Here is a 26,144-nt window from a genome sequence, read left to right as displayed (position 1 = left end):
GTACGCGAAGCGTGATGGTGACCGCCCGTACGCGAAGCGTGATGGTGACCGCCCGTACGCGAAGCGTGATGGTGACCGCCCGTACGCGAAGCGTGATGGTGACCGCCCGTACGCGAAGCGTGACGGCGGGCGCCCCTTCGGAGACCGCGCTCGCGGCTCGGAGCGCCGCCCCTCGCGTCCGCCGCAGGATTCCGAGCGCCGGCAGGCTCCTGAGGGCCCCGTGGTGCCCGATGAGATCACCGCGCGCGACCTGAACGGCCCCGCTCGCAACGAGCTGAAGACGCTGAGCAAGGACAACGCCGAGCAGGTGGCCCGCCACCTCGCGATGGCGGCGCGGCTCATCGATGAAGACCCCCAGCTCGCACACGAGCACGCGCTGGCTGCGTCCCGGTCCGCCGGGCGCATCGCCGTCGTCCGTGAGACCGTCGCGATCACGGCGTACGCGCTGGGTGACTTTGCTCTCGCCCTGCGCGAGCTGCGCACCTACCGGCGCATCTCCGGAAACGACGATCAGATCGCCCTCATGGTCGACAGCGAGCGTGGCGTCGGACGTCCCGACCGCGCGCTCGAGGTCGGGCGCGCTGTGGACCGCGCATCCCTGCCGGTCGAGGTGCGGGTGGGGCTCGCCATCGCGATGTCCGGGGCACGACTGGACCTCGGCGAAACCGAGCGAGCCCTCCTCGAGCTAGAGATCCCCGAACTCGACCCCGACCGCGCGTTCTCATGGAGCCCCGCGCTCTTCGCCGCTCGCGCAGCCGTGCTCGAAGAACTCGGGCGTGACGAGGAAGCAGCCGAGTGGGCGCGTCGCGCCGACGTCGCGGCCGCCGCTATCGCCGAGCAGGACGCCGACAGCGAGACCATGGAGATCGACGAGATCGACGAGATCGAGATCATCGAAGACCTGGCCGTCGAGGAAGACGCCGAGGACGACATCGCCGACGCGTCCGCTGACGAATCGGCCGACGACGACGCGGAGACCTCCGTCGACGAAACCTCTGCCGACGCCGAGCTGCCCACGACGGGCGACGACACCGACCGCGCCTGATGGGTCTGTTCTCCCGCGCGCGGAAGACGCCGCTCACTGACGTCGACCTCGTCCTCGCCGACCTGGACGGGGTCGTGTATGCCGGTCCCGGAGCCATCCCACACGCCGTCGAGGCGCTGACGGCTGCCGCACGGGGTCGCCGACTGGCCTACATCACCAACAACGCGTCGCGTCGTGACAGCGTCGTCGCCGCTCACCTCAGTCAGCTCGGGCTCCCCACCCGGCCCGAAGAAGTCGTGACGAGCCCACAGGCCGCGCTCCGGCTGCTGGCAGACCGCGTCCCCGCGGGGGCCACGATCCTCGTGGTCGGTGGCGACGGGCTCGAGTACGAGCTGCAGAAGGCCGGATACGTCGTCACCCGCAGCGCAGACGACAGCCCTGCGGCCCTCGTGCAGGGGTTCGCCCCCGAGGTCGGATGGGCACAGCTGGCTGAAGCGTCGTACGCCCTGGCGACCCCCGAGGAGGACGGCGGCATCCCGTGGATCGCCACCAACACCGACTGGACGATCCCTCAGGCACGCGGCATCGCGCCGGGCAACGGCACCTTGGTGTCTGCCGTGCACACCGCCGTCGGGCGCCTCGCGACGGTCGCGGGCAAGCCCGAGCGACCCATCTTCGATGAGGCCGTCGCGCGGTTCGGGGCGCGGCATCCACTCTTCATCGGAGACCGCCTCGACACCGACATCGCCGGCGCTCAGGCCGCCGGCATCGAGTCCGTTCTCGTCCTGACGGGCATCGACCGGCCGAAGCACGTTCTGGCGGCACCCTTCAACGCGCGACCCACGTACATCGTCGGCGACTTGCGGGAGCTGCACGAGCCGTACCCCGACACCGTCACCCAGGGTGAGGTGACGACGGTCGGCAAGGCCGCGGTGCGCATCGAGGGGCCCGACGTGCACATCGTCTCGGAGGGTGACCGTCCGATCGATCTGGTGCGTGCCGGCGCTGCCGCGATCTGGGCGACGGGTCGTGCGATTTACGGGTTCCGCGTGCCCGAGCGCCTGTACGCGGATCCGTTCCACCGCCGCTGACCTCCGCGGATCGCGGTGCCACGGCAAGTATCGTGGAGACATGTCGATGGATGCCGCTGACCCCGACGCCCGCCGGGAGGACCTCGTCTCGACGCTCGACGTCATCGAGGACCAGCCGCTGAGCGAACGCGCCGCCGCCTACACGCGCCTCCACGACGACCTCGCGCGCCGGCTCGACTCCGGCCCCCGCGACCGTCTCGCATGAGTTCGCGTCTCGACGCCGCCGTCGCCGCGAGAGGACTGGCGCGTTCGCGCACCCACGCGGCTCAGCTCATCGAGGCGGGGCTGGTCAGCGTCGCGGGGCGTCCCGTGGTGAAACCGTCGGCGAAGGTGGACGATGCCGCGGAGATCACGGTCGCGGCATCCGATCACTATGTGAGTCGCGCCGCGCACAAGCTGATCGCAGGGCTCGACGCTTTCGGCGTCGACGTTGCGGGCACGCTCGCGCTGGACATGGGCGCCTCCACCGGAGGATTCACGCAGGTGCTGCGGGAACGCGGCGCGGAGACCGTCATCGCGGTGGACGTCGGCCACGGGCAACTCAGCCCGGAGATCGCAGCCGACGACCACGTGATCTCGGTGGAGGGCTTCAATGTTCGGCACATGACCGCCGAATCGCTGCGCGAAGCCAGCGGCATCGCAGCGGCGCCCGCCGTCGTGACGGGGGACCTGTCGTTCATCTCCTTGAGCCATGTCCTGCCTGCTGCCGCCGCGGTGTGCGCGCCGGACGCGGATCTGATCTTGCTCGTGAAGCCGCAGTTCGAAGTGGGGCGGACGGGCGTCCGCGAAGGACTCGTCACCGATGCGGGCCGCCGTGCTGACGCGGTTGCGGGCGTGCTCTGGTCGGCCTGGGATGCCGGGCTGGGGACGCACGGCGTGATCGCGTCGCCCATCGCCGGTACGCACGGGAATCACGAGTACGTCGTCCATCTCGTGCCCGGGATGACCGACAAGAGCAATCCGACACAATGGTTGGACACCGTGAACCGATTGGCGGGAGCCGCATGACCGACGTGACGCGCAACATCCTGGTGGTCGCCCACGCGCACCGTCAGGACACCGTCGCCGCCGCACGGCGCGTCGTCGCGGCCGTCCGCTCCGCCGGGGCGCAAGCCGTCCTCCCCGGTGACGACCCCGACCTCATCTCGGCCGTCGGCGACGAACAGATCGCGCTGCTCGGCCGCGACGTCGACGTCACCGATGTCGAACTCGCGATCGTCCTCGGCGGCGACGGCACCATCCTGCGGGCGGCGGAACTCGTCCGTGACGCGTCGGCTCCCGTGCTCGGCATCAACATGGGTCACGTCGGCTTCCTCGCCGAGCTCGAGGCCGACGACATCGACGAGGCGATCGGACGCGTCGTCGCACGCGATTACGAGATCCACGAGCGGATGGCCCTCGCCGTGCAGGTGCGCGACGGTTCGGGCGAGACCGTCTACGAGACCTGGGCGCTCAACGAGGCGACCGTCGAGAAGGCCTCCCGCGAGCGCATGCTCGAAGTCATGATCGAGATCGACGGTCGCCCGCTGTCGAGCTTCGGGTGCGACGGGGTCGTCGTCGCCACACCGACCGGGTCGACCGCGTACAACTTCTCCGCCGGGGGCCCGGTGGTCTGGCCCTCGGTCGAGGCGCTGTGCCTCGTGCCGCTGTCGGCGCACGCGCTCTTCGCCCGTCCCCTCGTCCTCGGCCCCGAGACCTCGGTCATGATCGACGTCCTCCACCGCAACCAGGGCATCGGCGTGCTCTGGTGCGACGGCCGGCGATCGCACGACCTTCCGCCCGGCGCGTCCGTCGTCGTTCGGCGCTCTTCCCGACCGGTCCGCCTCGCGCGCCTGCACCCGTCGGTGTTCACCGATCGCCTGGTCCGGAAGTTCCAGCTGCCCGTCTCGGGATGGCGCGGCGACGAGAAGGCCACCTCGTGATCGAGGAGATCCGGCTCCGCAACCTCGGCGTCATCGAGGCGGCGAGCCTTCCCATCGGTCCCGGATTCACGGCCATAACGGGGGAGACCGGCGCGGGGAAGACCATGGTCGTGACCGGTCTCGGGCTGCTCCTCGGTCAGCGCGCCGACTCCGGCGCCGTGCGCGCGGGAGCCGACCAGGCGTCCGTCGACGGCGTATGGATCGTCCCGGAGACAGGGCCCGTCGTCGAACGCGTGCGAGAGGCCGGCGGCGACATCGAGCCGCTGGGTGAGGGACGCGCTGAGCTCTATCTCGGTCGCACCATCTCGGGGGAGGGCCGGAGCCGGGCGACGGTCGGAGGCCGCACCGCGCCCGCGGGCGTGCTCGCCGACCTCGCCGACAGCCTCGTCGTCGTGCACGGACAATCCGATCAGCTGCGACTGAAGTCAGCGGCAGCGCAGCGCGATGCGCTGGACCGATTCGGGGGAGCGGCGGTCGCCGATGCGCTGGCGCAGTACCGCGCGGCTTTCGAGCAGTGGCGCGCGACCGAGGCGGAGCTCGCTACCCTCACAACCGAGCAGGACGCCCGTGCGCGCGAGGCGGACGAGCTGCGGGCCGCGATCGCCACGATCGAGGCCGTGGACCCGACCCCGGGAGAGGACGTCGAACTCGCCCAGCGCGCCGAACGCCTCGCGAACGTGGAGGAACTCCGCCGCGCAGCGGCGACGGCGCACACCGCGCTCGTCGACGAAGACGGCCAGCCCGACGTGCAGACGCTCCTGGCCGCGGCACGACGCGAGCTCGAACGTGCTGCGGTGGCCGACGAGGCGCTCCGCGCGCACGCCGCGGTCCTCGAGGAGGTCGGCTACCGGGTCGCCGACGTGGCCGCCGAGCTCAGCGGGTACCTCGCCGATCTCGACGAGACAGGCCCGCACGAGCTCGCCCTCGTCGAAGAGCGCCGCGCCGTCCTCGCAGATCTCGTCCGGACGCACGGGTCGCTCGAGCAGGCCATCGCCACGCTGGCGACCGGATCCGCGCGCCTCGTCGAGCTCGACGATGACTCCGACCGCATCGACCGGCTCACCGCGGCGCGCGACGCGCTGCGCGGTGACCTCGATGCAGCGGCAGCCGTCCTCACCGCGGCACGACGTGACGCGGCGGCGCGGCTGGGCGCTGCGGTCACCGAGGAGCTCCGTCACCTCGCCCTCCCGGACGCGACGCTCAGCGTCGCCGTCGAGCACGGCGCCGAGACGACGACGGGCCGCGATGACGTCACGATCCTGCTCGCCCCGCACCCGGGCGCCGAGCCCCGCCCGGTCGCAAAGGGCGCCTCGGGCGGTGAGCTCAGCCGGGTCATGCTGGCGATCGAGGTCGTCATCGCCGGGACCGATCCCGTTCCGACGTTCGTCTTCGACGAAGTGGATGCCGGTATCGGCGGCGCCGCCGCGATCGAAGTCGGCCGCCGGCTCGCGATGCTCGCGGAGTCGAGCCAGGTCATCGCAGTCACGCACCTCGCCCAGGTGGCTGCCTTCGCCGGGAACCACCTCAGCGTCGTGAAGTCCCACGACGGCTCGGTGACGGCGTCGAGTGTGCGCCGTCTCACCGGGGACGACCGTGCCGCCGAGATGGCCCGACTGCTCTCCGGCATGGCCGACTCGGATGCCGCGCTCGACCACGCCCGGGAGCTGCTCGCCCTCGGCGCGACGCGCTGACGGCATCCGATCTTCCCGACACCCGGGCGACGTTCGGGGCAGGTTCACGGACAACGCTGATAGGGTGAAAGCCCGTGACGGAAACTTCGGGCGCGGGACGCAAAAACGACACCACCAAGCACATCTTCGTGACCGGAGGTGTCGTCTCCTCCCTCGGGAAGGGCCTGACGGCGGCAAGCCTCGGCAACCTTCTGACCGCGCGTGGTCTGCGCGTCGTGATGCAGAAGCTCGACCCGTATCTGAACGTCGACCCCGGGACGATGAACCCGTTCCAGCACGGTGAGGTCTTCGTCACCGATGACGGCGCCGAGACCGACCTCGACATCGGCCACTACGAGCGCTTCCTCGACGTGGAGCTCAGCCAGGCCGCCAACGTGACCACCGGCCAGATCTACTCGCAGGTCATCGCCAAGGAGCGTCGCGGCGAGTACCTCGGCGACACCGTCCAGGTCATCCCGCACATCACCGACGAGATCAAGCGCCGCATGCGGCTGCAGGCGACCGAAGAGCCCCGCCCCGACGTGATCATCACGGAGGTCGGTGGCACCGTCGGTGACATCGAGTCGCAGCCCTTCATCGAGTCCGCGCGTCAGATCCGCCACGAGCTCGGTCGCACCAACGTCTTCTTCGTCCACGTGTCGCTCGTCCCGTTCATGGGTGCGTCCGGCGAACAGAAGACCAAACCGACCCAGCACTCCGTTGCGGCGCTGCGCTCCATCGGCATCCAGCCCGACGCACTCGTCCTCCGCAGCGACCGCCCCGTCACCGAGTCGAACAAGCGCAAGATCGCGCTCATGTGCGACGTCGACGAGGACGCCGTCGTCAACGCCGTCGACGTGCCCTCGATCTACGACATCCCCACGATGCTCAACGAGCAGGGGCTCGACGAGTACATCGTCCGCGCCCTCGGCCTCGACAAGGCCAAGGACGTCGACTGGACCCGCTGGAACAAGGTCCTCAACGCCGTCCACAACCCGAAGCACGAGGTCACGATCGGTCTCGTGGGCAAGTACATCGACCTGCCCGACGCGTACCTGTCGGTGACCGAGGCGCTCAAGGCGGGCGGCTTCGCCCAGGAGACGAAGGTCCAGGTCACCTGGATCCCCTCCGACCTGTGCGAGACCCCGGAGGGTGCCGCGAAGGCCCTCGCCGGCGTCGACGGCATCGTGGTGCCCGGCGGCTTCGGCATCCGCGGCATCGAAGGAAAGCTCGGCGCTCTGAAGTTCGCCCGCGAGCAGGGTCTGCCCACGCTCGGCATCTGCCTCGGCCTGCAGTGCATGGTCATCGAATACGCGCGCCACGTCGCCGGGATCGAGGGGGCGTCCTCGAGCGAGTTCGACCCGGAGACCCCGCACCCGGTCATCGCGACGATGGCCGAGCAGGTCGACATTCTCGAAAGCGGCGACCTGGGCGGGACGATGCGCCTGGGCCTGTACGAGGCGGCTCTGGCCGAAGGCTCGGTCGCCGCGGAGGTATACGGGTCGGACCGCGCCACCGAGCGTCACCGTCACCGCTACGAGGTCAACAACGCGTACCGCGCGCAGATCGCGGAGGCGGGCCTGGTGTTCTCGGGCCTGAACCCCGAGCTCGATCTCGTCGAGTACGTCGAGCTGCCCCGCGAGGTGCACCCGTATTACATCGCGACGCAGGCGCACCCCGAGCTCCGCTCGCGGCCGACCGAGGCGAACCCGCTGTTCCGTGGTCTGATCGCTGCGGCGCTCGACCGGCACCGGGCGAGCGAGCTGTTCGATGTCGAGAACGAGGACTGAACCCGTGACGGGCGCGGCAGCGCCGCTGCAGGATGAGCGCCAGCCCGTCGAGATCGTCCGTTCCGAGACGGTCTTCGAGGGGCGGGTGTGGAACCTGCGCCGCGACGAGTTCGTCTACGGTGAGCACACGATCGTCCGCGATTACGTGGACCACACCGGCGCCGTCGCCGTGTTGGCGATGGATGACGAGGAGCGGGTCCTCCTCATCCGCCAGTACCGGCACCCCGTGGGCTTCCGCGACTGGGAGATCCCGGCCGGCCTCCTCGACGTTCCGGGCGAGGATCCGCTCGAGGCGGCGCGACGTGAGCTGGCGGAGGAGGCCGACCTCACCGCGCAGCGGTGGCACGTGCTGTCGGACTTCTTCACGAGTCCTGGCGGCAGCGACGAGGCCATCCGCGTCTACCTCGCGCGTGACCTCGCGGCGACCGCGGAGGTGTTCGATCGCACGGAGGAGGAGGCCGACATCGAGGTGCGCTGGGTGCCCCTCGATGAGGTGGTGGATGCCGTGCTCGCCAGGCGCCTGCAGAACCCGTCGCTCGTGATCGCAGTGCTCGCCGCGTCAGCCGGTCGTCAGCGGGACTGGGCGACACTCGGCGATGCGGACGCGGCCTGGCCGGGCCGCTCGCGGCCGGTGGGATCACTGAGCGAGTGACGTCCCCGTGAGTGTGGTTCCGCGGTGAGGGTGGATCGGGCGATCGATGCCTTCCTGCGCCACATCACGATCGAGCGCGGGCTCTCCGAGCACACCGTCGCGGCGTACCGTCGCGACCTCACGCTCTATCGGAAGTGGCTCGCCGAGCAGGGCGCGGACGACGTGACCCAGATCACCTCGAGCCTGGTCGCGGACTTCGCCGCGGCGCGCGCGTCGTCGAATCCGGCGCCGGCGGCGACGTCGCTCGCCCGGCTGCAGTCCTCGGTCCGGAGCCTGCACCGCTACCTCACCCGGGAGGGGCTCTCCGCTGACGACCCCACGGGGCGGCTCCGGCCGCCGAAGACTCCGATGCGCCTGCCCAAGGCGCTGAGTATCGATGATGTCTCACGGCTCCTCGACGCGGCGGGGCCGGCCCCCGCGGATGCCGCGCCGGGTGAGCTCGTCGGCATGCGCGACAGGGCGCTCCTCGAACTCCTCTACGCGACGGGAACGCGGATCTCGGAGGTGCTGGCGCTCGACGTCGACGACCTCCACCACGGAGATGTGCTGCGGGTGAGGGGCAAGGGCGACAAGGAGCGGATCGTGCCGGTCGGCTCATATGCACGGGCCGCCGTGGACGCGTACCTCACCCGAGCGCGTCCCGAGCTGTCGCGCCGAGGGCGCGCGAGCGCGAAGGCGTTCCTCGGCGCACGTGGCGCTCCGCTCTCACGCCAGAGTGCGTGGCTGATCATCCAGCAGGCCGCGGAGCGCGCCGACCTCACCGCCCACGTCTCGCCGCACACCCTGCGGCATTCGTTCGCGACACACCTGCTCCAGGGCGGAGCGGATGTCCGAGTCGTCCAGGAGCTGCTCGGTCACGCGTCGGTCGCCACGACGCAGATCTACACGCACGTCACCGTCGACGCGCTGCGCGACGTCTATCTCAGCTCCCACCCTCGGGCGCGTTGAGCGCGCTCAGCCGAACGATTCGGTCCGGCCCGCGCTGACGGCCGGCATGCGCTTGCTCAGACTGTTGGCCATGGTCACCGCCACCCACAGGGCGAGGTAGCTGGAGATCAGCTTGTCCGGAAGCGACGCGCCGATGTTGGAGACGAAGCCGGAGAACCACATGTCTGTTCCGGCACTCTGCAGGTCGGCGAACCACTCCGACGAGAGGATGTGCTCGGTGCGTCCGTCGAACACCGTGATGCCGACGGGGACGGCGACGATGGTGCAGGCGACCGCGCTGAGCAGGGTGAGGGCGAAGAAGCGCCCCGGGCCGCGAGCCATGTTCCACCGATGGATGCCGAAGCCCCACACGAGCGCCCCCGTGATGCTGACCAGCACCCACACGAAGCCGGCGGGGTAGGTCGCGAGCGACGCGAGAGCGGAGGTCGCGATCGCGACGACCACGGCCGCGAGCGGGCCGACGCAGAAGGCGACGACGGCGGTCCCAATCATGTCGAGGAAGACCGGGAGGTTGTACTTGAGGACGAGGACCGTTCCGAAAAGGTTCAGGCCGACGCTCGCGGCGATGAGGGCGGCGCTCACGAACCAGTCGGGACGGGGCGGAGGCAGGCGCGACCAGATCGTCGTCCGCGTCAATTCGGGGACGGAGAGCTGCTCGGCCGCGGGGATCGGAGCGACACCCTCTTCGACGGGGTTCCGCGCGGCGGGGCGTGCGACGATGCAGCGCTCGCGCCACTGTGCGGCTTCGGCCTCGCTGCATCCCAGCGCCATCACGATCTCGCCGATGAGGCTCGGGTTGAGTCGGCGCCGGTCGGCTCGGAACGCGTCATAGACGGTGGAGCGGGCGATCTGCGTCCGCCCAGCGGGGACGCCGTTGTGGGTACGCCGACGGACGATGCGCGCCGCGATCTCGCCGTACGACACATCACCGGCACTCGCCCGCAACGCCTGCAGCTCGTCGATGAGCTGCCCGATCGTCTCGTGGGCAGCGGCCGGATTCCGCGGCTCATCGGCCATGGGCACCTCCGTACAACGAGCATAAAACAGAGTGTCGACGCGGCTCGGCGGCGCGCACGGGGTGCCGGTGGTGGGGATCGCCGGGTCCGCTCGCGGTCGGCGGCGCGCCGCATAGCTACAATCGAGCGAGCACGCGGAAGTCGGAGGAATCGGTGACGGAAAAAAAGGCCCGGGCCAAGAAGAAGGATGACGTCATCCTCGGCGAAACCGGCCGCCCCTATCGGGGGTTCCCGACGCCATCGAAGCTCGACGGGCACGGCCCGGCGCGGATCATCTCGCTGTGCAACCAGAAGGGCGGCGTCGGCAAGACGACGACCACCATCAACCTCGCGGCCGCGCTGGCGTCGTACGGACGCCGCGTGCTGGCCGTCGACTTCGATCCGCAGGGTGCGCTGTCGGCGGGACTCGGCATCCACACGCACGACGTGCCGACGATCTACGACCTGCTCCTCGACCCCAAGCGCGACCCGAACGAGGTCATCGTCTCGACGGCCATCGAGAACCTCGACGTCATCCCCGCCAACATCGACCTGTCGGCTGCGGAGGTGCACCTCGTCAACGAGGTCGCCCGCGAGACGATACTCGCCCGCGTGCTGCGGAAGGTCGCGGGCGACTATGACGTCATCCTGGTCGACTGCCAGCCGTCGCTCGGCCTCCTGACCGTCAACGCGCTGACCGCCAGCCACGGCGTGCTGATCCCGCTCGAGTGCGAGTTCTTCGCCCTGCGCGGTGTCGCTCTGCTGATCGAGACGATCGACAAGGTGCGCGACCGGCTCAACCCGTCGATCACCCTCGACGGTGTGCTCGCGACGATGTACGACCCCCGCACCCTGCATTCGCGTGAGGTGCTCGAGCGTGTCGTCGACGCCTTCGGCGACGACGTCCTCGAGACCGTCATCGGGCGCACCGTGAAGTTCCCCGACGCCTCGGTGGCGGGGGTGCCGATCACCAAGTTCGCGCCGGAGCACTCGGCCGCACAGGCGTATCTGCGGCTCGCCCGGGAGCTGGTGTCCCGTGGCGCTGTCGCCTGAAGACGCCCCGCGACAGCTCGAGCCTGAGGCCGCGGAGACCCGCGCGCCCGCGGATGACCACGCGGACGGGAACGGTGACGCACCGGCATCCGCAGATCTGATGACGGATGGCGCGGACGACGGCTTCCGCGTGTCGTTGAGCAACTTCGACGGCCCCTTCGACCTGCTTCTGACCCTCATCTCGAAGCACGAGATGGACATCACCGAGGTCTCGCTCAGCAAGGTGACCGACGAGTTCCTGTCCTACCTGCGGGGACTGTCGGACGACGCCGACCTGGAACAGGCCTCGGAGTTCCTCGTCGTCGCGGCGACGCTGCTCGACATGAAGGTCGCCGGTCTCCTGCCTCAGGGCGAGCTGGTCGACGCCGAGTCCGTCGCCCTGCTGGAGGCGCGCGATCTGCTGTTCGCGCGCTTGCTGCAGTACCGCGCCTTCAAAGAGGTGTCGGCGTGGTTCTCCCGCTGCCTGGAGCGGGAGGGCCGTCGCCATGTGCGCGCCGTCCGGCTCGATGAGAAGCACCGCCGGGCCGTCCCGGAGCTGGTCTGGACGCTGTCTGCGGAGGACTTCCGCGCGATCGCGATGCTCGCCTTCGCTCCGAAGGAGATCCCGCACGTCGGGCTCGACCACCTGCACGCTCCGCTGGTCTCGATCCGCGAACAGGCGGCGGTCGTCGTGACACTGCTGCGGGATGCCGGTCAGCTGAACTTCCGGGAGCTCATCGCCGGCGTCGCCCAGCCGGGGATCGTCGTCGCCCGCTTCCTCGCCGTCCTCGAGCTCTACCGTCACGCCGCGCTGACGTTCGAGCAGCTCGAGCCGCTCGGGGAACTGACCCTCCGGTGGACCGCCGAACGGTGGTCCGAAGAGAATCTCGCCACGTTGGGAGCCGACTATGACCGATGAGATGACCGAGGTCGATGCGCCACAGCGCTCGCAGGAGCCGGCTGACATCGCGCGTCGGCTGGAGGCGATCCTCCTGATCGTCGACGAGCCGCAGAGTCTCGTCGCGCTCGCCGCCGCCGTAGGTGCGCCGGTGCCCGCCGTGCGACAGGCCATCGAGGGACTCGCGGCCGACTATGACGGGCTCGCGAACGGACCCCGACGCGGGTTCGAGCTGCGAGAGGTCGGCGGAGGGTGGCGCTTCTACGTGCGCGAGGAGCACGACGACCTCGTCGCCGAGTTCGTCAACGGGCAGGCGCCCACGCGACTGTCGCAGGCAGCGCTGGAGACCCTCGCGGTGATCGCGTACAAGCAGCCTGTCTCGCGCAGCCAGGTCGCCTCCATCCGCGCCGTCAACGTCGACTCGGTGGTGCGCACCCTGCTCGCTCGCGGGCTCATCACCGAGGCGTTCACCGACCCCGAGACGGGGGCCATCAACTACCGCACGACCGACGCGCTGCTCGGGCACCTCGGCATCAACTCCCTCGACGAGTTGCCGCCGATCTCGCCGCTGCTCGACGACGGTTCCGCAGGATTCGAAGGGGAGATGCTCCGATGAGCGATGTCGAAGGAGTGCGCCTGCAGAAGGTGCTCGCGAATGCCGGAGTGGCCTCGCGGCGGGTGTGCGAGGACTACATCGTGCAGGGCCGCGTCCGGGTGAACGGTGTCGTCACGACCGAGCTCGGCACCCGCATCGACCCCGAGGTGGACCTCGTCGACGTCGACGGCACGGCGATCCAGCTCGACACCAGCAAGCGGTATGTCGTGCTGAACAAGCCCACCGGCGTCGTGTCCTCGATGAAGGACGAGAAGGGGCGGCCCGATCTGCGCCGCTTCACGAAGGATTGGCCGGAGCGGCTGTACAACGTCGGTCGGCTGGATGCCGAGACCAGCGGCCTGCTGATCCTCACCAACGACGGCGATCTGGCGCACGTGCTCGCGCACCCGTCGTTCGGCGTGACGAAGGTGTACATCGCGAAGGTCGAGGGCAAGGTCACCCCGCAGACCATCGCCACCCTGACGAAGGGGGTCGACCTCGAGGACGGCCCGATCGTCGCCGACAAGGCCCGTCTCCTCGACACGAGCGGGGGGACGAGCCTCGTCGAACTGACCCTGCACTCCGGGCGCAACCGCATCGTCCGACGCATGATGTCGGCCGTCGGTCACCCCGTGATCGACCTGGTCCGACGGCAGTTCGGGCCGCTCCACCTGGGCACGCTCCCAGCGGGCAAGGCACGCGAATTGACTACAGTGGAACGCGGCGCCCTGCTGACCCTCGCGCGCCAGGCGGACACCCCGCCCGGGGACCCGACTCAGGAGCAGCTGTGACCGACGCCACCGACGCGCGCCCGCGCGCCGTCCGCACGAGCGGCACCGTCCGCATCGTCGGTGCGGGACTGCTCGGGTCGAGCATCGGGCACGCGCTCACCGCCCTCGGCGTCGACGTCGTCCTCGCTGATGCCTCTCCGTCGCAGCTGCGTCTCGCGATCGACTACGGCGCCGGACGGGCCGCCGACTCCGGCGACAAGCCACGCCTCGTCGTCGTGGCGGTGCCGCCCGACGTCACCGCCGACGTCATCGAGCGCGAACTCGCCGACCATCCCGACGCGGTCGTGACCGACGTCGCGAGCGTCAAGCTCGATCCCCTCCAAGAGCTCCGACGCCGGGGCGCCGACCTCACCCGCTACATCGGCTCGCACCCCATGGCAGGCCGGGAGCGCGGCGGAGCGATCTCGGCGCGCGCCGACATCTTCATCGGACGGCCGTGGGTCGTCTGCCGCGACGAGGAGACCTCGGCATCCGATCTCGCGATCGTCGAAGGCCTCGCACTCGACCTCGGCGCGACGCCGATCGAGATGACGCCGGAGGAGCACGACCGGTCGGTCGCCCTCATCTCCCACGTCCCGCAGCTGGTCGCATCCCTCCTTGCAGGCCGATTCGTCGGCGCGCAGGACGGGGCACTGCGTCTGGCCGGTCAGGGAGTCCGTGACACGACGCGCATCGCGGCATCCGCCCCCGAACTGTGGGTGCAGATCCTCGGCGCCAATGCCGAGCCGGTCGTCGATGTGCTCGAGGCGCTCGCCGACGATCTGACCTCCGTGTCGGCCGCGCTCCGCGCACCGGACAGCCCCGGATCACGCCGCGCCATCGCCGACACCATCCGCCGCGGCAACGAGGGTGTCGAGCGCCTCCCCGGCAAGCACGGCCAGAACCGCCGTTTCGAGACGGTCGTGGTGATGGTCGACGACACCCCCGGTCAGCTCGGCCGCCTGTTCGGCGATCTGGGGGAGCTGCAGGTCAACGTCGAGGACTTCCGCATGGAGCACTCGCCGGGCGCCCAGTTCGGTCTCGGCGAGATCGCCGTCGTCCCCTCAGCCGTCACCGTCGCCACCGAGGGTCTCACCGCCCGTGGCTGGAAGATTGCGAGTCTCAATGACTGACCCCGTCACCATCGCCATCGACGGGCCTGCCGGCAGCGGCAAGTCCAGTGTCTCGAAGGAGGCGGCCCGCCGGCTCGGCTTCGGCTACCTCGACACCGGCGCTGCCTACCGGGCGCTCGCGTGGCACGTCCTCGAGCACCAGGCGGACACGTCCGACCAGGCCGCCGTCGTCGACGCCTCCGGCGACTTCGACTACGCGATCTCGCTCGACCCCGACGAGTACTGGGTGCGCGTGGGCGAGACGTTCGTCACCGACGCGATCCGTGAGCCTCGTGTGAGCTCCGCTGTCAGCGGCGTCGCCCGCGTGCCGGTGATCCGCGAGCACGTGAACACGATGTTCCGTCGCCTGGTGACCGATTCGGGCCGCCCCGGCGTCATCGTCGAAGGCCGCGACATCACCACGGTCGTGGCCCCCGATGCGCCCGTGCGCATCCTGCTGACCGCCGCACCCGAGGTGCGCGCCGCACGACGCAGTGCAGAACTGACCACACAGGATGCCGCGGCCGTGGCCGCTGCGCTGCACCAGCGCGATGCATCCGACTCCCAGGTCGTCGACTTCCTCACCGCCGCTCCCGGCGTGACGGTCGTCGACTCGACCGACCTGGACTTCGCACAGACCGTCGATGCCGTCCTGGACGTCATCCGGTCAGGAACGGGAGGCTCGCGATGAGCGCCGAAGATGAATACGAAGGCGGACCCGACCAGATCGAGGAGAAGCTCGCCAACCTCGATGAGGAGCTCGCCGAGCAGCGCGCGGCAGCACTGCGCGCCTCGCTCGCGGATTACGAGCTCGACGAGGAGGACGACGACCTGCTCGCCGGCTTCACCGCCGGCGGTGAAGTCGTCGAGATGCTGCCGGCACTGCCGGTCGTCGCGATCGTGGGACGGCCGAACGTCGGCAAGTCCGCGCTCGTGAACCGCATCCTCGGTCGTCGCGAGGCCGTTGTCGAGGACACCCCCGGTGTCACCCGTGACCGCGTCAGCTACAAGGCCGAGTGGATGGACCGCCGCTTCACCCTCGTCGACACCGGCGGCTGGGAGCCCGACGCCAAGGGAATCGACCGCTCGGTCGCCGCGCAGGCAGAGGTCGCGATCGACCTCTGCGACGTCGTCCTGTTCGTCGTCGACGCGATGGTCGGCGCGACCGCGACCGATGAGCACGTCGTCCGGCTGCTCCGGAAGACGAACAAGCCGGTCTTCCTCATCGCGAACAAGATCGACGACGCCCGCCAGGAGCCCGAAGCCGCAGCGCTCTGGAACCTCGGTCTCGGTGAGCCGCACCCGGTCTCCGCGATCCACGGACGCGGGGTCGCCGACCTCCTCGACGAGGTCATGAAGGTCCTCCCCGAGGTGTCCGCCGTCGCGAAGCACGAACTCGGCGGTCCGCGCCGCGTCGCGATCCTCGGGCGCCCCAACGTCGGCAAGTCGTCGCTCCTGAACAAGGCCGCGGGGGAGGAGCGGGTCGTCGTGAACGACCTCGCCGGCACCACCCGTGATCCCGTCGACGAGGTCGTCGAGCTGGGCGGCAAGCTGTGGCGGCTGGTCGACACCGCCGGCATCCGTCGTCGCGTGCACCTGTCGCAGGGCGCGGACTTCTACGCATCGCTGCGTACGAGCGCTGCGCTCGAGAAGGCGGAGGTCGCCGTCGTCGTCCTCGACGTGACCGAGTCGATCAGCGTGCAGGACCTCAACATCATCGACCTCGTCCTCGAGTCGGGTCGGGCGCTCGTGCTCGCGTTCAACAAGTGGGATCGTCTCAACGATCTCGACATGGACAACGCGGATCGTCGCCGGTACCTCGAGCGGGAGATCGAGCAGGACCTCGCGCACGTGACGTGGGCGCCGCGCGTCAACCTGTCGGCGCGCACGGGTCGTCACCTCGACAAGCTCGTTCCGGCGCTCGAGACGGCTCTCGAGTCGTGGGATCAGCGCATCCCCACGGGCAAGTTCAACGCCTTCCTCGCCGAGCTCGTCGCGGAGCACCCGCACCCGGTGCGCGGCGGCAAGCAGCCCCGCATCCTGTTCGGCACGCAGGCGTCCACCCGGCCGCCGACATTCGTGCTGTTCACGACCGGGTTCCTCGACCCGGGATACCGCCGGTTCATCCAGCGGCGCCTGCGCGAGATCTTCGGGTTCGAGGGCACCCCGATCGTCACGAACATGCGGGTGCGCGAGAAGCGCCAGCGCTGAGTCTGCGGTGCGTGTCGCTCGGTGACGGATGCCGCGGAGCGGCGCCCCGGGCGTGAGAGGGTGGACGGGTGAGCGTCCGTCCCCCCGATCCCGGTGTGCCGCCGCGTCCGCAGGGACCGCGCGACCCGGGTGACGCCTGGGTGGTCGCGGACACGGGGGAGCGGTACTGGGGGCGCTTCGGTGCCGCCGGTCTGCTCGCCCATGACCCGGACCGCGGCGTGCTGCTGCAGCAGCGCGTCTCGTGGAGCCACTTCGGCGGTACGTGGGGCATCCCCGGCGGCGCCCGTCATCAGGGCGAAGCGGCGACGGATGCCGCGATCCGCGAGTCGCAGGAAGAGGCAGGCGTCCCGAACGGTGTGCTCGCGCCGGTGTTCACGAGTGTGCTCGACCTGGGTGTCTGGTCGTACACGACGCTGATCGCTCGCGTGACGACGCCGTTCGAGCCGAGCATCACGGACCCCGAGAGCACCGCTCTCGCCTGGGTGGCGGTGGACGAGGTCGACGGGCTCGAGCTGCACCCGGGTTTCGCCGCGTCCTGGCCCGCGCTGCGGGCCGCGCTGGCGACCCGGGTCACCGTGATCGTCGACGCGGCGAACGTCGTCGGGTCGGTGCCCGACGGATGGTGGCGGGATCGGGCCGGTGCCGCGGAGCGTCTGCTGACCCGGCTGGACGGCGCACGGCTGGGTATCGATGCCGCGGACCTGGATTTGCCGGGGACGACCTGGTTCCCGCGCGTGGTGGCCGTTCTCGAAGGCGCGGCTCGCGCCGCGGAGTCCGACCTCGCCGGGGTGGACGTCGTCCGTGCCGAGGGCGCGGGGGACGATGCGCTCGTCGCGCGGGCGGAGGGAGTGGTCGCGGCGGGGGAGCGGGTGATCGTCGTCACCAGTGACCGCGGACTCTCTGACCGGGCGACCGCAGCGGGGGCGACGGTGCGACCGGTGTCCTGGCTGCTCGACCGGATCTGAGCCCGGCGGCATTCGCTCGTCTCAGCGGCCGTGCAGGCGGTCGATCTCGCGACGTTCGCGTTTGGTGGGACGGCCGGCGCCGCGATCGCGGACGGCCAGTTGCGCGACGGGCTCGCGCGGGGGCGTGCGCTCATCCACCGCGAGGGCGGCGACGGGCGCGCCGACGCGCTTGGTGAGGATCTGGCGGACGATGAGAATCCGGTCGAACCCGGCGATCCGCACCCGCAACTCGTCGCCGATGCGCACCTGCTGGGCGGCCTTCGCCTTCTCACCATTGACGCGGACTTGCCCGGCACGGCAGGCCGTGGTCGCGGCGGAGCGGGTCTTGTAGACGCGGACGGCCCACAGCCAGGCGTCGACGCGCGCGGCATCCGTCATGATCGCTCCGTGGACAGGCGGATGATGCCCGCGACCAGCAGACCCTGACCGAGCGTGTACGTGAGCATGATCCAGGGACCGCTCGCCGCGGCGGCGACGACCTCCGGCAGGAAGATGCGCAGGGCAAGGAGGGTGTCGGAGATGAGGAACACGGCGCCGCCGATCGCGGTCATGGCGCCGCCGCGGGCCGAGAGCGCGGCCGTGCCGCCGAGGACGACGCCGTATACCGCGACCGCGACGGCAAGGGCGCCGAGACTCGGCCAGAGGAGCGCGACCATCGCGATCCACCAGGCGACATAGACGAGGCACCACGCGGGCACCGGCCTGGTGGCGACGCGGCGCCAGAACAGCCAGATGTACGCGACGTGCGCGAGGCCGAAGCACAGCAGCATCGCGGGCAGCTCGTCGCTGAGGAACGGGAAGAAGAACGCGGCGCCATCGCCGAGCCAGGAGAACGCGAGCGCGAAGAACACCACCGTCGCGGCGGAGCCAGGACGGCGGGACGGGAGTGCCCACACGGCGGCGAGGGCGAGCGTCGGCATGAGCGCCAGCTTGGTCGGGTACTCGATCACGTCCCATCCGAGGGCGATGGATGCCACGTGGATGGCGGAGATGAGAGCGTAGACCCCGAATCCCCACCAGCGGGTTCGGGTGCGCAGGGATGCCGGTGCGGCGGTGTTCACGGTGCTCCTTCGGGACGGCACCATCGTAGAACGGGGGTGCGATGCGTGCCGTGCGCGGCGGCGTCAGAGGGTGAGTGCGACGATCGGGCGCGGCGCCACTTTCCCCCATCCCGCCGGTGTGCCGCCACTGGCACCAGCAGCTCGCGCCGTCTCCGCCGCCAGTGAGCGCGCGCTCGGCATCGTCGAAGCGGTCGGCGCTGGCCGGTTCGATCGTGATCTCGGTCATACCGGGGACGGTAGCCCCGGTGTCGGACACGCGCGAGGCCCGGTATGGTTCGCGAGCGGGTGATCGACCGGGTAGGATAGGGGAGTTGTCCGCGAGGACGACGTCCGGGATGTGGCGCAGCTTGGTAGCGCACTTGACTGGGGGTCAAGGGGTCGCAGGTTCAAATCCTGTCATCCCGACCGGAAAAGCAGAAGGGTCGGCCGACTGGTCGGCCCTTCTGCTTTTCCCGCCCGGAGGGCCGTGAGCACCGCGTTCGAGAAAAGAGACGGGCACTGGCTTCGCGCCGGTGCCCTTCTCGCTTTCAGCGTCACGGTGTGGCACAACCGACCACGAACAGGAACATCGCGATACGGTGAGGCCACAACCGGGGGAGACGACGATGACGCACCGCAGCATCCGCAAGGTTGCCCTCATCGTCATGGCCGCCGTCAGCGCGGTCGCGCTCGCCGGCTGCATCTCCACGGGGCCGAAGAACATCGAACGCGCCCCGGAGGGGGTCCCCACTCCGGCAGCGACGGAGACCGCCGGCACCCCCGAACCAGACGACCTCATCGTGCGCACCGCCGACACCGAGCTGCACCTCGAATCCCTCACCGAAGAAGCAGGGTACGAGGGCATGCCCGAGGGCACCCCCACGATCAGCGGCGACGAGCTCTACGTCTTCGTCCGGCAGGACGGCTGGATGCTCTTCGCCGAGCAGCGCGGCGGAGATCCCGTGGGATGCGGCCCGGAGCGCCGTGAGCCAGAAATCACCGACCTCGGGAACGGATGGTGGAAGGTCTCGAACCGGTCGGCCGCCGGCACGTACGCGCTGTGGCTCAACGCGGCCAGTGGACCCGGACTGCCGTTCGGCGGGACTGTGGGTGCTTCGCAGGCGTACGTCGAATGGACGACGAAGACCGATGTCGACGAGCCCGCCGCCAGCTACCTCGACATCACCGCCTACCCCGACGGAAGCGACGGGTCGGTCACCCTCGGACTCCTCGGGGTGGAGACGCCCCTCACTGCGGTGAAGGCCACCGCCACCCTCGAGGGGAACGACGGGGAAGCGACGGTGGAGCTCTTCACCCCGGCGTGGGCGTGCGACCAACCCGGCGACCTCACCCTCCACGCCCGGCTCACGGCAGAGCAGGTTGCCTCCATCGGTGTCACGGACGAGCTCAGCTACACCGTGGAGCTCTTCCTCGACGGGGTCACGTACACCTCCTCTGGTTCAACCAACACGGCGTCCGCACCCGAACCCGACTGGACTCCGGCGCTGCCTTGACCGCGGGCAGGGAGGGCTTGCCAGTATGGTCGGCCAGCCGTTCCACTCGTTAACGTGCACAGAGCTGTGCAAACTGCGTATGATTGCGTGGTGCGGATGAGCTGGCGGGTTTTCAGGAGGGACGTCACCCGACTGATCCGTGTCCGGAAGGCGTGGATCATCGTGATCGGCGTGTTGATCACGCCGGCGTTGTATGCGTGGTTCAACATCAACGCGTTCTGGGATCCGTACGCGAACACTGAGAGCATTCGCGTCGCAGTGGCGAACCTCGACAAGGGCGCATCGTCGGAGCTGACCGGGGCGCTGAACGTCGGTGATCAGGTCAGTGCGCAGCTCGAGGAGAACGATCAGCTCGGCTGGGTCTTCATGGGCGAGGAGGAGGCCGCCGAGGCCGTCCGGCGCGGTGACGTGTACGCGGCAATCGTCATCCCCGCAGACTTCAGCGAGGATCTCCTCAGCATCACCAGCGGCGAGTTCACCCAGCCGGCGCTGCAGTACTACGTCAACGAGAAGGCCAGCGCGATCGCGCCGAAGATCACCGATGTCGGGGCATCCCAGCTCGACCAGCAGATCACGGCCGCCTTCACCGAACAGGTCGCCCTGGCTGCGACAGACGCGGTGAGGGATGCCGGAGATGACGTCGAGTCACGGTTGCTGACCGCGAAAGACGACGCGCTGAACACCTTCGACAGCACCTCGCAGTCACTGGCATCGACACGGAGCAGTATCACCGACCTCCAGGACGGGATCGCCGGTTCTCGCGCGACGCTGTCGGCCGCCCAGAACACGCTCACGGATCTCGATACGACGCTGGCGGACGTTCAGCAGGCCACAGCGGAAGCTCAGTCGATCATCGCCGACGCACAGGAGCAGGTGATCGGGTTCACCGATGCCGCAACGGCCGCGTACCTCAAAGGCACGACACTGCTCGCGGATGCCTCCGCCTCCGCGAACTCCTCGATCACCCAGGTGACGGGGGCTCTGACTGCTGCAGGGCTGCATGTGGACGCGGCGATCGACAACGTCGAGACCGTCCTCAAGGCGAACGAGGCCGCGATCGCGCAGGTGCAGGCTTTGATGAATAACTTCGATCTGGATCCTGAGACGCAGCAGCGTCTGTCCGGGGTGATCGAGGCGCTGCAGGAGCGAAACGCTGCCGACCAGCAACTCCTCGCGGATCTGTCGCAACTGAGCGCCGGCACCGGCGACACCATCCAGGGGCTGCAGGCGGCTGCCGATGCCGTCGATGAGGCGGCGCAAGGCACGCAGACTGCGGCATCCGATCTGCGGACAGTGCTCACCGAGAACCTTCCGGCGCTGAACAGCGCGATGGCCCGCCTGTCCTCCAGTGCGGGAGAGTTCTCGGCGGCGGTCGCCTCACAGCGGCAAGTACTCACCCAAGTCGGCGGCCTGCTGCGCAGCGCGGATACGCAGCTGGCATCCACCTCGACGGCGCTCGACAGCTTCGACGCCGACATCACCGGCGTCGAGTCGAACCTGCAGGCCGCGCGCACCGATATCGAAGCGGTCGCCGCCGCAGCGGAGTGGGGTGCGCTCGGCACGATCACCGGACTGGACGCGGACGACATCGCCCGCTTCATCGCCTCGCCCGTCGTCGTCGAGGAGCAGACGATGTTCCCGGTGTCCTCCTATGGGTCCGCGATGGCGGCACTGTTCACGAACCTGTCGCTGTGGATCGGTGCGTTCGTGCTGATGGTGATCTTCAAGATCGAGGTTGACACAGAAGGTGTTGAGGGCGTCACGGTCCGCGAGGCCTACCTGGGACGGTTCGGCCTGTTCGCGCTGCTCGCTGTCGGACAGGCGCTGGTGGTCTCGATCGGGAACCTCGTCATCGGTGTCCAGACCGTGAGCGCCGTCGCCTTCGTGGGGACCGCTGTGCTGATCGCCTTGGCGTACGTGAGCATCATCTACGCGCTCTGCGTCGCGTTCGGGCATGTCGGGAGAGGTCTGTGCATCCTGCTGGTGATCATGCAGATCCCCGGCGCGTCAGGGCTGTACCCGATCGAGTTGATGCCCGACTTCTTCCGCGCGATCTATCCCCTGCTTCCGTTCTCCTACGGCATCGACGCAATGCGGGAGACGATCGCCGGGTTCTACGGCGGCCACTACTGGCGGTTCCTCGGGATGCTCGCCGTCTTCGTCGCCCTCGCGTTCCTGCTCGGATTGGTCCTGCGGCGCAGACTCGCCAGCCTCCACATCCTGTTCAACCGCGAGGTCGCCGCAACCGACCTGCTGATCGGCGAGAACGTCCAGGTCGCCGGCAGTGGCTACCGGCTGAGCGAGATCATCCACGCACTCTCGAACCGCAGCGCCTACCGGGACGAGCTCACCCGCCGGGCCCGCCCGTTCACACACCGTTATCCTGTGCTGCTGCGGGCGACCCTGGTCGTCGGGTTCACGGGGCTCGCGTTGCTCGCCGCCGCCGCTGTCACGTTCGCCGACGTCAAGGCGCTCCTGCTGGGCATAGGAACCCTCTGGTGCCTTCTGGTCATCGGGTTCCTCGTCGCCATCGAGTACGCCAGATGGAGCTTCGCGCGAGCCGGAGAAATCGCCGAGCTCGATGACGCCGACCTGCGCCAAGCGGTCTTCGCCGGTGGTGCGCAGGCGCACGCCACCGTCGTCTCCTCAGAGGTGCTCACGGGACGCGAGTCCGTTCCCGGCGCGCAACATCTGCTCGCAGAGGATCTGAGCTCCGGTGATCCCCTCCAGGAATGCCCGTCCGCCGACATCGCTGCCACCGGCGACACGGATGGGCACGCCCCTGACGTGGATGATGTCATAGCGACGTGGTTCCAGGGTGAGCCCCCAGCCGACGACTCCGCCCACGCGGACGCTGGCGTGCCCGAGCCGACGACCCCAAACGCGGCGCGCCACGATGAGCCCGCGGAATCGGATGGGAACGAGGGCGGAGCGCAGCTAGAGGACGACGGCCCTGCGGAGAAGGGGGAGCAGCCGTGAGGGTCATCCTGCGACTGGTGGGGCGCGACGTTCGTCACGCGACACAGAACGTGATGGCGTGCATCGTCATCTTCGGTCTTGTCGTGATCCCGTCCCTGTTCACCTGGTTCAACGTGATCGCCAGCTGGGATCCGTTCGCGAACACCAGCAACCTGAAGGTCGCCGTTGCCAGCACCGACACCGGCTACGAGAGCGACCTGATTCCGGTCCGGATCAACGTCGGCGAGCAGGTCCTGTCCGCGCTGCGCGCCAACGACGATCTGGACTGGGTCATCACGACCGAAGATGATGCGATCGACGGTACGAAGTCGGGTGCGTACTACGCCGCGATCGTGCTTCCGCCATCCTTCAGTACCGACATGATGACGTTCTACGTCGACGGTGCGGAGCACACCGACATCGCGCTATACACCAATGAGAAGAAGAACGCCCTCGCTCCCAAGATCACCGGACAGGGTGCCGACGGTGTGTCCGCGCAGATCACCGAGACGTTCACCCAGACCCTCAGCGAGATCGCGCTCAGCCTGCTCTCCTCCCTATCCGACTACCTCACCGACGACGACACCCAGGCCGCACTGACCCGGCTCCAAGCACGAGTGGCCAGCATGTCGACGCAGCTGCGGTCGAGTGCGCAGACCGCCGACATGTTCTCCGCCCTCTTTGACTCCAGCATCCCCGTGGTGAACAGCGCCTCCCAACTCGTCGACACGGCAGGAAGCGCGTTCAGCGACGCCTCCGACGCCGTCGGCAGCGGAAGCGACGCGGTCGAGTCCCTCGCCTCCGCTCTGCGCACCGCCACCCAAGGAGTCTCCGACGCCCTGTCCGCGACGACCGACAGCTACAACGCGGTCGGCGATCGCATCGACGACCTTTACGTGGACATGGATTCCCTCAGCGGCGATCGCGTGACGGTGCTCGCTGACCTAGCGGCACGAGTCCAGGACCAGGTCGACCGATACCGCACCATTCGCGATGCCCTTGATACCGAGGTTCGGCCCACGCTGCCCGAGGCCGCGGAAGGCGCCCTTGATACCGTCATCGCCGCCCTCGACGACGCGATCGCCAGGCAGCAGGCTGTGCACGACAGTCTCGTCCAAGCTGCGCAGGACATCCAGGACGACAACGCCTCCGAGCAGGAATCTCACCAGGAGATCCTCGCCACGATCGCCGATGCGAAGACCGCCGTACAGAACGCACAGAGCGCATACACCGACGGACTGAAGCCGCAACTGGACCTCCTGTCTTCGACGCTCTCACGGCTCGACTCGGACATCTCCATCGTGTCCAACGACCTTGCCGGCGTGACCTCGAGCCTGTCGGGTTCATCGGACTCCGTGATGACCGCCCTCGACCGGGGAAAGACCATCGCAAACGGGATCTCCACCTCACTGGGTGAACTGGCCGACCGGTTCGACGAGCTCGACCGGGCGCTCGGAACCGCAGCGGACACCGGTGATCTCAGCGAACTCCGCGACATCATCGGAGGCGATCCCGGCGTCCTCGCCGCCTCCCTGGCAGAACCCGTCCGGGTCGACCGCACGGCGGTATTTCCCGTCGCCGGCTTCGGCGCTGCCATGGCGCCCCTGTACACCATCCTCGCGCTCTGGGTCGGAGCGTTGCTGATGACAGTCACTATCCGCGTCGACGTCAACCACAACACGCTTCCTGGCGCCCCCGAACTCACCACGACCCAGAAGTACCTCGGGCGATATGGCATCTTCGGACTCGTCGGCCTCGCCCAGAGCACGCTCCTCACCCTCGGGCTCATCCTGTTCGTCCGTATCGAGCCTGCACACCCACTGCTCATGGTCCTCGCCGGGTGGCTGACTTCCCTCGTCTTCACCCTCATCGTCTACACCGCGGTCGTCATGTTCGGCAATGCCGGAAAGGCGCTGTGCGTGCTCCTCCTCGTCATCCAGATCTCCGGATCCGGCGGCGCGTACCCTCTCCAGCTGCTGCCGGATTGGTTCCAGAACATCAGCCCGTTCTTGCCAGCCACCTATGCGATCCAGGCCATGCGATCGGCGATTGCCGGCGTCTACGCGGCGGACTTCTGGATTTCGCTTCTCCTCCTCGCCCTCTTCATCGTCCCGACCTTGCTGCTCGGCCTGGTGCTGCGGCGGCCCTTGATCGCATACAACCGGGGCATGTCGGAGGCGCTTGAATCAACCAAGCTCATGTGAGCGTCCGCGAGAGGTGATCATGTCCACGCAAGAGTCTCCCGCCTGGCCGGAATCGGTTCCTACGCGCGAGCGCAGAAGTGACGCCACAACCAATCACAAAGCACTCCTGCACGCTGCGCAGGCCGTGCTCGCGGAGAATCCGCAGGCCTCCCTCGACACCATCGCGCAAGCAGCCGGACTGTCGCGACGGGCTCTCTACGGCCACTTCCCCGACAGGGACACCCTGCTGAGAGAGGTCATCGCGCTCGGCGCTGAGCGGTTCAATGCGATCGCCCACGTCATCGACGACACCGACCCGCGCGTCGCTTTGGCCCGCCTCGCCGTGCGCCTTTGGCGCGAAGCTTCAGCAGTGCGCGCTGCCGCGAATATCGCCCTCAGTGATGCCCATGTCGCAGACACAGTCCGTTCGCTCGCGCCCCTTCGACGACGAATCCGCGAGCTCACAGATACCGGCACGGCAGCGGGGGCCTTCCGAAGAGACGTTTCGCCCGAAGTCCTCGCCATCCTCATCGAAGAGACAGCCCGCGCCACTCTGCGCCAGACTCGCCTGGACGCGGAGAGTGGTCCGTCGGCCATCGCGCGAGTCGTGCTCAGTATCGTGGGCCTGTCGTGGACCGAGCAGGCCGAGCTCATCGCGTCGAACCCCGACATCGTGGCCCAAGCATGATCGGAACCGATCGACGTGATCGTCGTGGAGGCGAGCCGGACAGCCGACGGCTTCGAGACGTTCGAAGCGCTCGATGACTCGGCCATCGCGATCGGCTCGGTCCGCTCCATCGAGGAGATGTCGCA

At 69.1% G+C, this 26,144-nt stretch carries 23 protein-coding genes, 1 tRNA gene and 1 pseudogene; 22 read left to right on the top strand and 3 right to left on the bottom strand.

The genetic code is table 11. The features are described 5' to 3' along the window. From ACHFGS_RS13490 to xerD, 9 genes and pseudogenes are all read left to right on the top strand, one after another. Positions 1–1,045, top strand: a pseudogene (locus tag ACHFGS_RS13490) (primosomal protein); the annotation flags it as partial. Then, entirely contained in the window at positions 1,045–2,076 is a 1,032-nt protein-coding gene (locus tag ACHFGS_RS13485; protein ID WP_394278168.1) for an HAD-IIA family hydrolase, read from the top strand. The pseudogene ACHFGS_RS13490 and the gene ACHFGS_RS13485, both read left to right, overlap by 1 nt. Before the next feature lie 40 nt (positions 2,077–2,116). Next, positions 2,117–2,281, top strand: coding sequence for a hypothetical protein (locus ACHFGS_RS13480; RefSeq protein ID WP_394278167.1), 165 nt, complete (start codon positions 2,117–2,119; stop codon positions 2,279–2,281). After that, complete coding sequence (locus tag ACHFGS_RS13475) at positions 2,278–3,084, top strand: TlyA family RNA methyltransferase (RefSeq protein WP_394278166.1); 807 nt, start codon at positions 2,278–2,280, stop codon at positions 3,082–3,084. The genes ACHFGS_RS13480 and ACHFGS_RS13475 overlap by 4 nt, the downstream gene beginning before the upstream one ends. Then, complete coding sequence (locus ACHFGS_RS13470; RefSeq protein WP_394278165.1) at positions 3,081–3,998, top strand: NAD kinase; 918 nt, start codon at positions 3,081–3,083, stop codon at positions 3,996–3,998. Before ACHFGS_RS13475 ends, ACHFGS_RS13470 begins: the two co-directional genes overlap by 4 nt. Continuing rightward, the gene (gene recN, locus ACHFGS_RS13465; protein WP_394278164.1) at positions 3,995–5,689 is read left to right on the top strand and encodes a DNA repair protein RecN; all 1,695 of its coding nucleotides are present in this window, start codon (positions 3,995–3,997) and stop codon (positions 5,687–5,689) included. Before ACHFGS_RS13470 ends, recN begins: the two co-directional genes overlap by 4 nt. Positions 5,690–5,763: 74 nt before the next feature. Then, positions 5,764–7,458, top strand: coding sequence for a CTP synthase (locus ACHFGS_RS13460; protein ID WP_394289548.1), 1,695 nt, complete (start codon positions 5,764–5,766; stop codon positions 7,456–7,458). Further along, positions 7,439–8,110 (top strand): NUDIX domain-containing protein, encoded by a 672-nt coding sequence (locus tag ACHFGS_RS13455; protein WP_394278463.1) that lies wholly within the window; start codon positions 7,439–7,441, stop codon positions 8,108–8,110. Before ACHFGS_RS13460 ends, ACHFGS_RS13455 begins: the two co-directional genes overlap by 20 nt. 24 nt (positions 8,111–8,134) lie before the next feature. Further along, positions 8,135–9,058 carry a site-specific tyrosine recombinase XerD gene (gene xerD, locus ACHFGS_RS13450; RefSeq protein WP_394278464.1) on the top strand — a complete coding sequence of 308 codons (924 nt, stop codon included), beginning with the start codon at positions 8,135–8,137 and terminating at the stop codon, positions 9,056–9,058. Between the two features lie 6 nt (positions 9,059–9,064). Here xerD and ACHFGS_RS13445 read toward each other — a convergent pair whose 3' ends face one another. Next, positions 9,065–10,075 carry a hypothetical protein gene (locus ACHFGS_RS13445; RefSeq protein ID WP_394278465.1) on the bottom strand — a complete coding sequence of 337 codons (1,011 nt, stop codon included), beginning with the start codon at positions 10,073–10,075 and terminating at the stop codon, positions 9,065–9,067. Positions 10,076–10,227: 152 nt separating this feature from the next. On the opposite strand from ACHFGS_RS13445, the gene ACHFGS_RS13440 reads away from it, so the two are divergent. The 8 genes from ACHFGS_RS13440 to ACHFGS_RS13405 all read left to right on the top strand — a co-directional run bounded on the left by ACHFGS_RS13440 (position 10,228) and on the right by ACHFGS_RS13405 (position 17,636). Continuing rightward, positions 10,228–11,106, top strand: a complete 879-nt coding sequence (locus ACHFGS_RS13440) for a ParA family protein (RefSeq protein WP_394278466.1) — start codon at positions 10,228–10,230, stop codon at positions 11,104–11,106. Positions 11,107–11,206: 100 nt separating this feature from the next. Continuing rightward, positions 11,207–12,004, top strand: a complete 798-nt coding sequence (locus ACHFGS_RS13435; RefSeq protein WP_394278475.1) for a segregation and condensation protein A — start codon at positions 11,207–11,209, stop codon at positions 12,002–12,004. Continuing rightward, complete coding sequence (locus ACHFGS_RS13430; protein ID WP_394278467.1) at positions 11,994–12,599, top strand: SMC-Scp complex subunit ScpB; 606 nt, start codon at positions 11,994–11,996, stop codon at positions 12,597–12,599. Before ACHFGS_RS13435 ends, ACHFGS_RS13430 begins: the two co-directional genes overlap by 11 nt. Continuing rightward, on the top strand, positions 12,596–13,369 hold the full coding sequence (locus ACHFGS_RS13425; RefSeq protein WP_394278468.1) for a pseudouridine synthase: 774 nt from the start codon (positions 12,596–12,598) through the stop codon (positions 13,367–13,369). The genes ACHFGS_RS13430 and ACHFGS_RS13425 overlap by 4 nt, the downstream gene beginning before the upstream one ends. After that, positions 13,366–14,481, top strand: a complete 1,116-nt coding sequence (locus tag ACHFGS_RS13420; protein WP_394278469.1) for a prephenate dehydrogenase — start codon at positions 13,366–13,368, stop codon at positions 14,479–14,481. The genes ACHFGS_RS13425 and ACHFGS_RS13420 overlap by 4 nt, the downstream gene beginning before the upstream one ends. Continuing rightward, a complete protein-coding gene (gene cmk, locus ACHFGS_RS13415) occupies positions 14,474–15,151 on the top strand; it encodes a (d)CMP kinase (RefSeq protein WP_394278470.1) in 678 nt (225 codons plus the stop codon). Before ACHFGS_RS13420 ends, cmk begins: the two co-directional genes overlap by 8 nt. Next, complete coding sequence (der, locus tag ACHFGS_RS13410) at positions 15,148–16,671, top strand: ribosome biogenesis GTPase Der (RefSeq protein WP_394278471.1); 1,524 nt, start codon at positions 15,148–15,150, stop codon at positions 16,669–16,671. The genes cmk and der overlap by 4 nt, the downstream gene beginning before the upstream one ends. Positions 16,672–16,739: 68 nt before the next feature. Further along, positions 16,740–17,636: an NUDIX domain-containing protein gene (locus ACHFGS_RS13405; protein WP_394278472.1), complete on the top strand. Its 897-nt coding sequence runs from the start codon at positions 16,740–16,742 to the stop codon at positions 17,634–17,636. A 21-nt stretch (positions 17,637–17,657) separates the two neighbouring features. On the opposite strand, the gene ACHFGS_RS13400 is transcribed toward ACHFGS_RS13405, so the two are convergent. Next, entirely contained in the window at positions 17,658–18,014 is a 357-nt protein-coding gene (locus tag ACHFGS_RS13400) for an RNA-binding S4 domain-containing protein (protein ID WP_394278473.1), read from the bottom strand. Continuing rightward, positions 18,011–18,697, bottom strand: coding sequence for a lysoplasmalogenase family protein (locus ACHFGS_RS13395; RefSeq protein ID WP_394278474.1), 687 nt, complete (start codon positions 18,695–18,697; stop codon positions 18,011–18,013). The genes ACHFGS_RS13400 and ACHFGS_RS13395 overlap by 4 nt, the downstream gene beginning before the upstream one ends. 331 nt (positions 18,698–19,028) lie before the next feature. Here ACHFGS_RS13395 and ACHFGS_RS13390 point away from each other — a divergent pair. The 5 genes from ACHFGS_RS13390 to ACHFGS_RS13370 all read left to right on the top strand — a co-directional run bounded on the left by ACHFGS_RS13390 (position 19,029) and on the right by ACHFGS_RS13370 (position 26,019). Further along, positions 19,029–19,102: transfer RNA gene (locus ACHFGS_RS13390), tRNA-Pro, on the top strand. A 200-nt stretch (positions 19,103–19,302) separates the two neighbouring features. Then, positions 19,303–20,190: a hypothetical protein gene (locus ACHFGS_RS13385; protein WP_394289547.1), complete on the top strand. Its 888-nt coding sequence runs from the start codon at positions 19,303–19,305 to the stop codon at positions 20,188–20,190. Between the two features lie 96 nt (positions 20,191–20,286). After that, positions 20,287–23,169 (top strand): YhgE/Pip family protein, encoded by a 2,883-nt coding sequence (locus ACHFGS_RS13380; RefSeq protein WP_394279117.1) that lies wholly within the window; start codon positions 20,287–20,289, stop codon positions 23,167–23,169. Between the two features lie 17 nt (positions 23,170–23,186). Further along, the gene (locus tag ACHFGS_RS13375) at positions 23,187–25,352 is read left to right on the top strand and encodes a YhgE/Pip family protein (protein ID WP_394279116.1); all 2,166 of its coding nucleotides are present in this window, start codon (positions 23,187–23,189) and stop codon (positions 25,350–25,352) included. Positions 25,353–25,371: 19 nt separating this feature from the next. Then, positions 25,372–26,019, top strand: coding sequence for a TetR/AcrR family transcriptional regulator (locus tag ACHFGS_RS13370; protein ID WP_394279115.1), 648 nt, complete (start codon positions 25,372–25,374; stop codon positions 26,017–26,019). Positions 26,020–26,144: the final 125 nt, after the last annotated feature.

The organism is Microbacterium sp., from assembly GCF_043427715.1.
GTDB lineage: Bacteria > Actinomycetota > Actinomycetes > Actinomycetales > Microbacteriaceae > Microbacterium.
The sequence above is the reverse complement of the archived record's forward strand: the minus strand, read 5'-3'. Positions and strand labels throughout refer to the sequence as shown.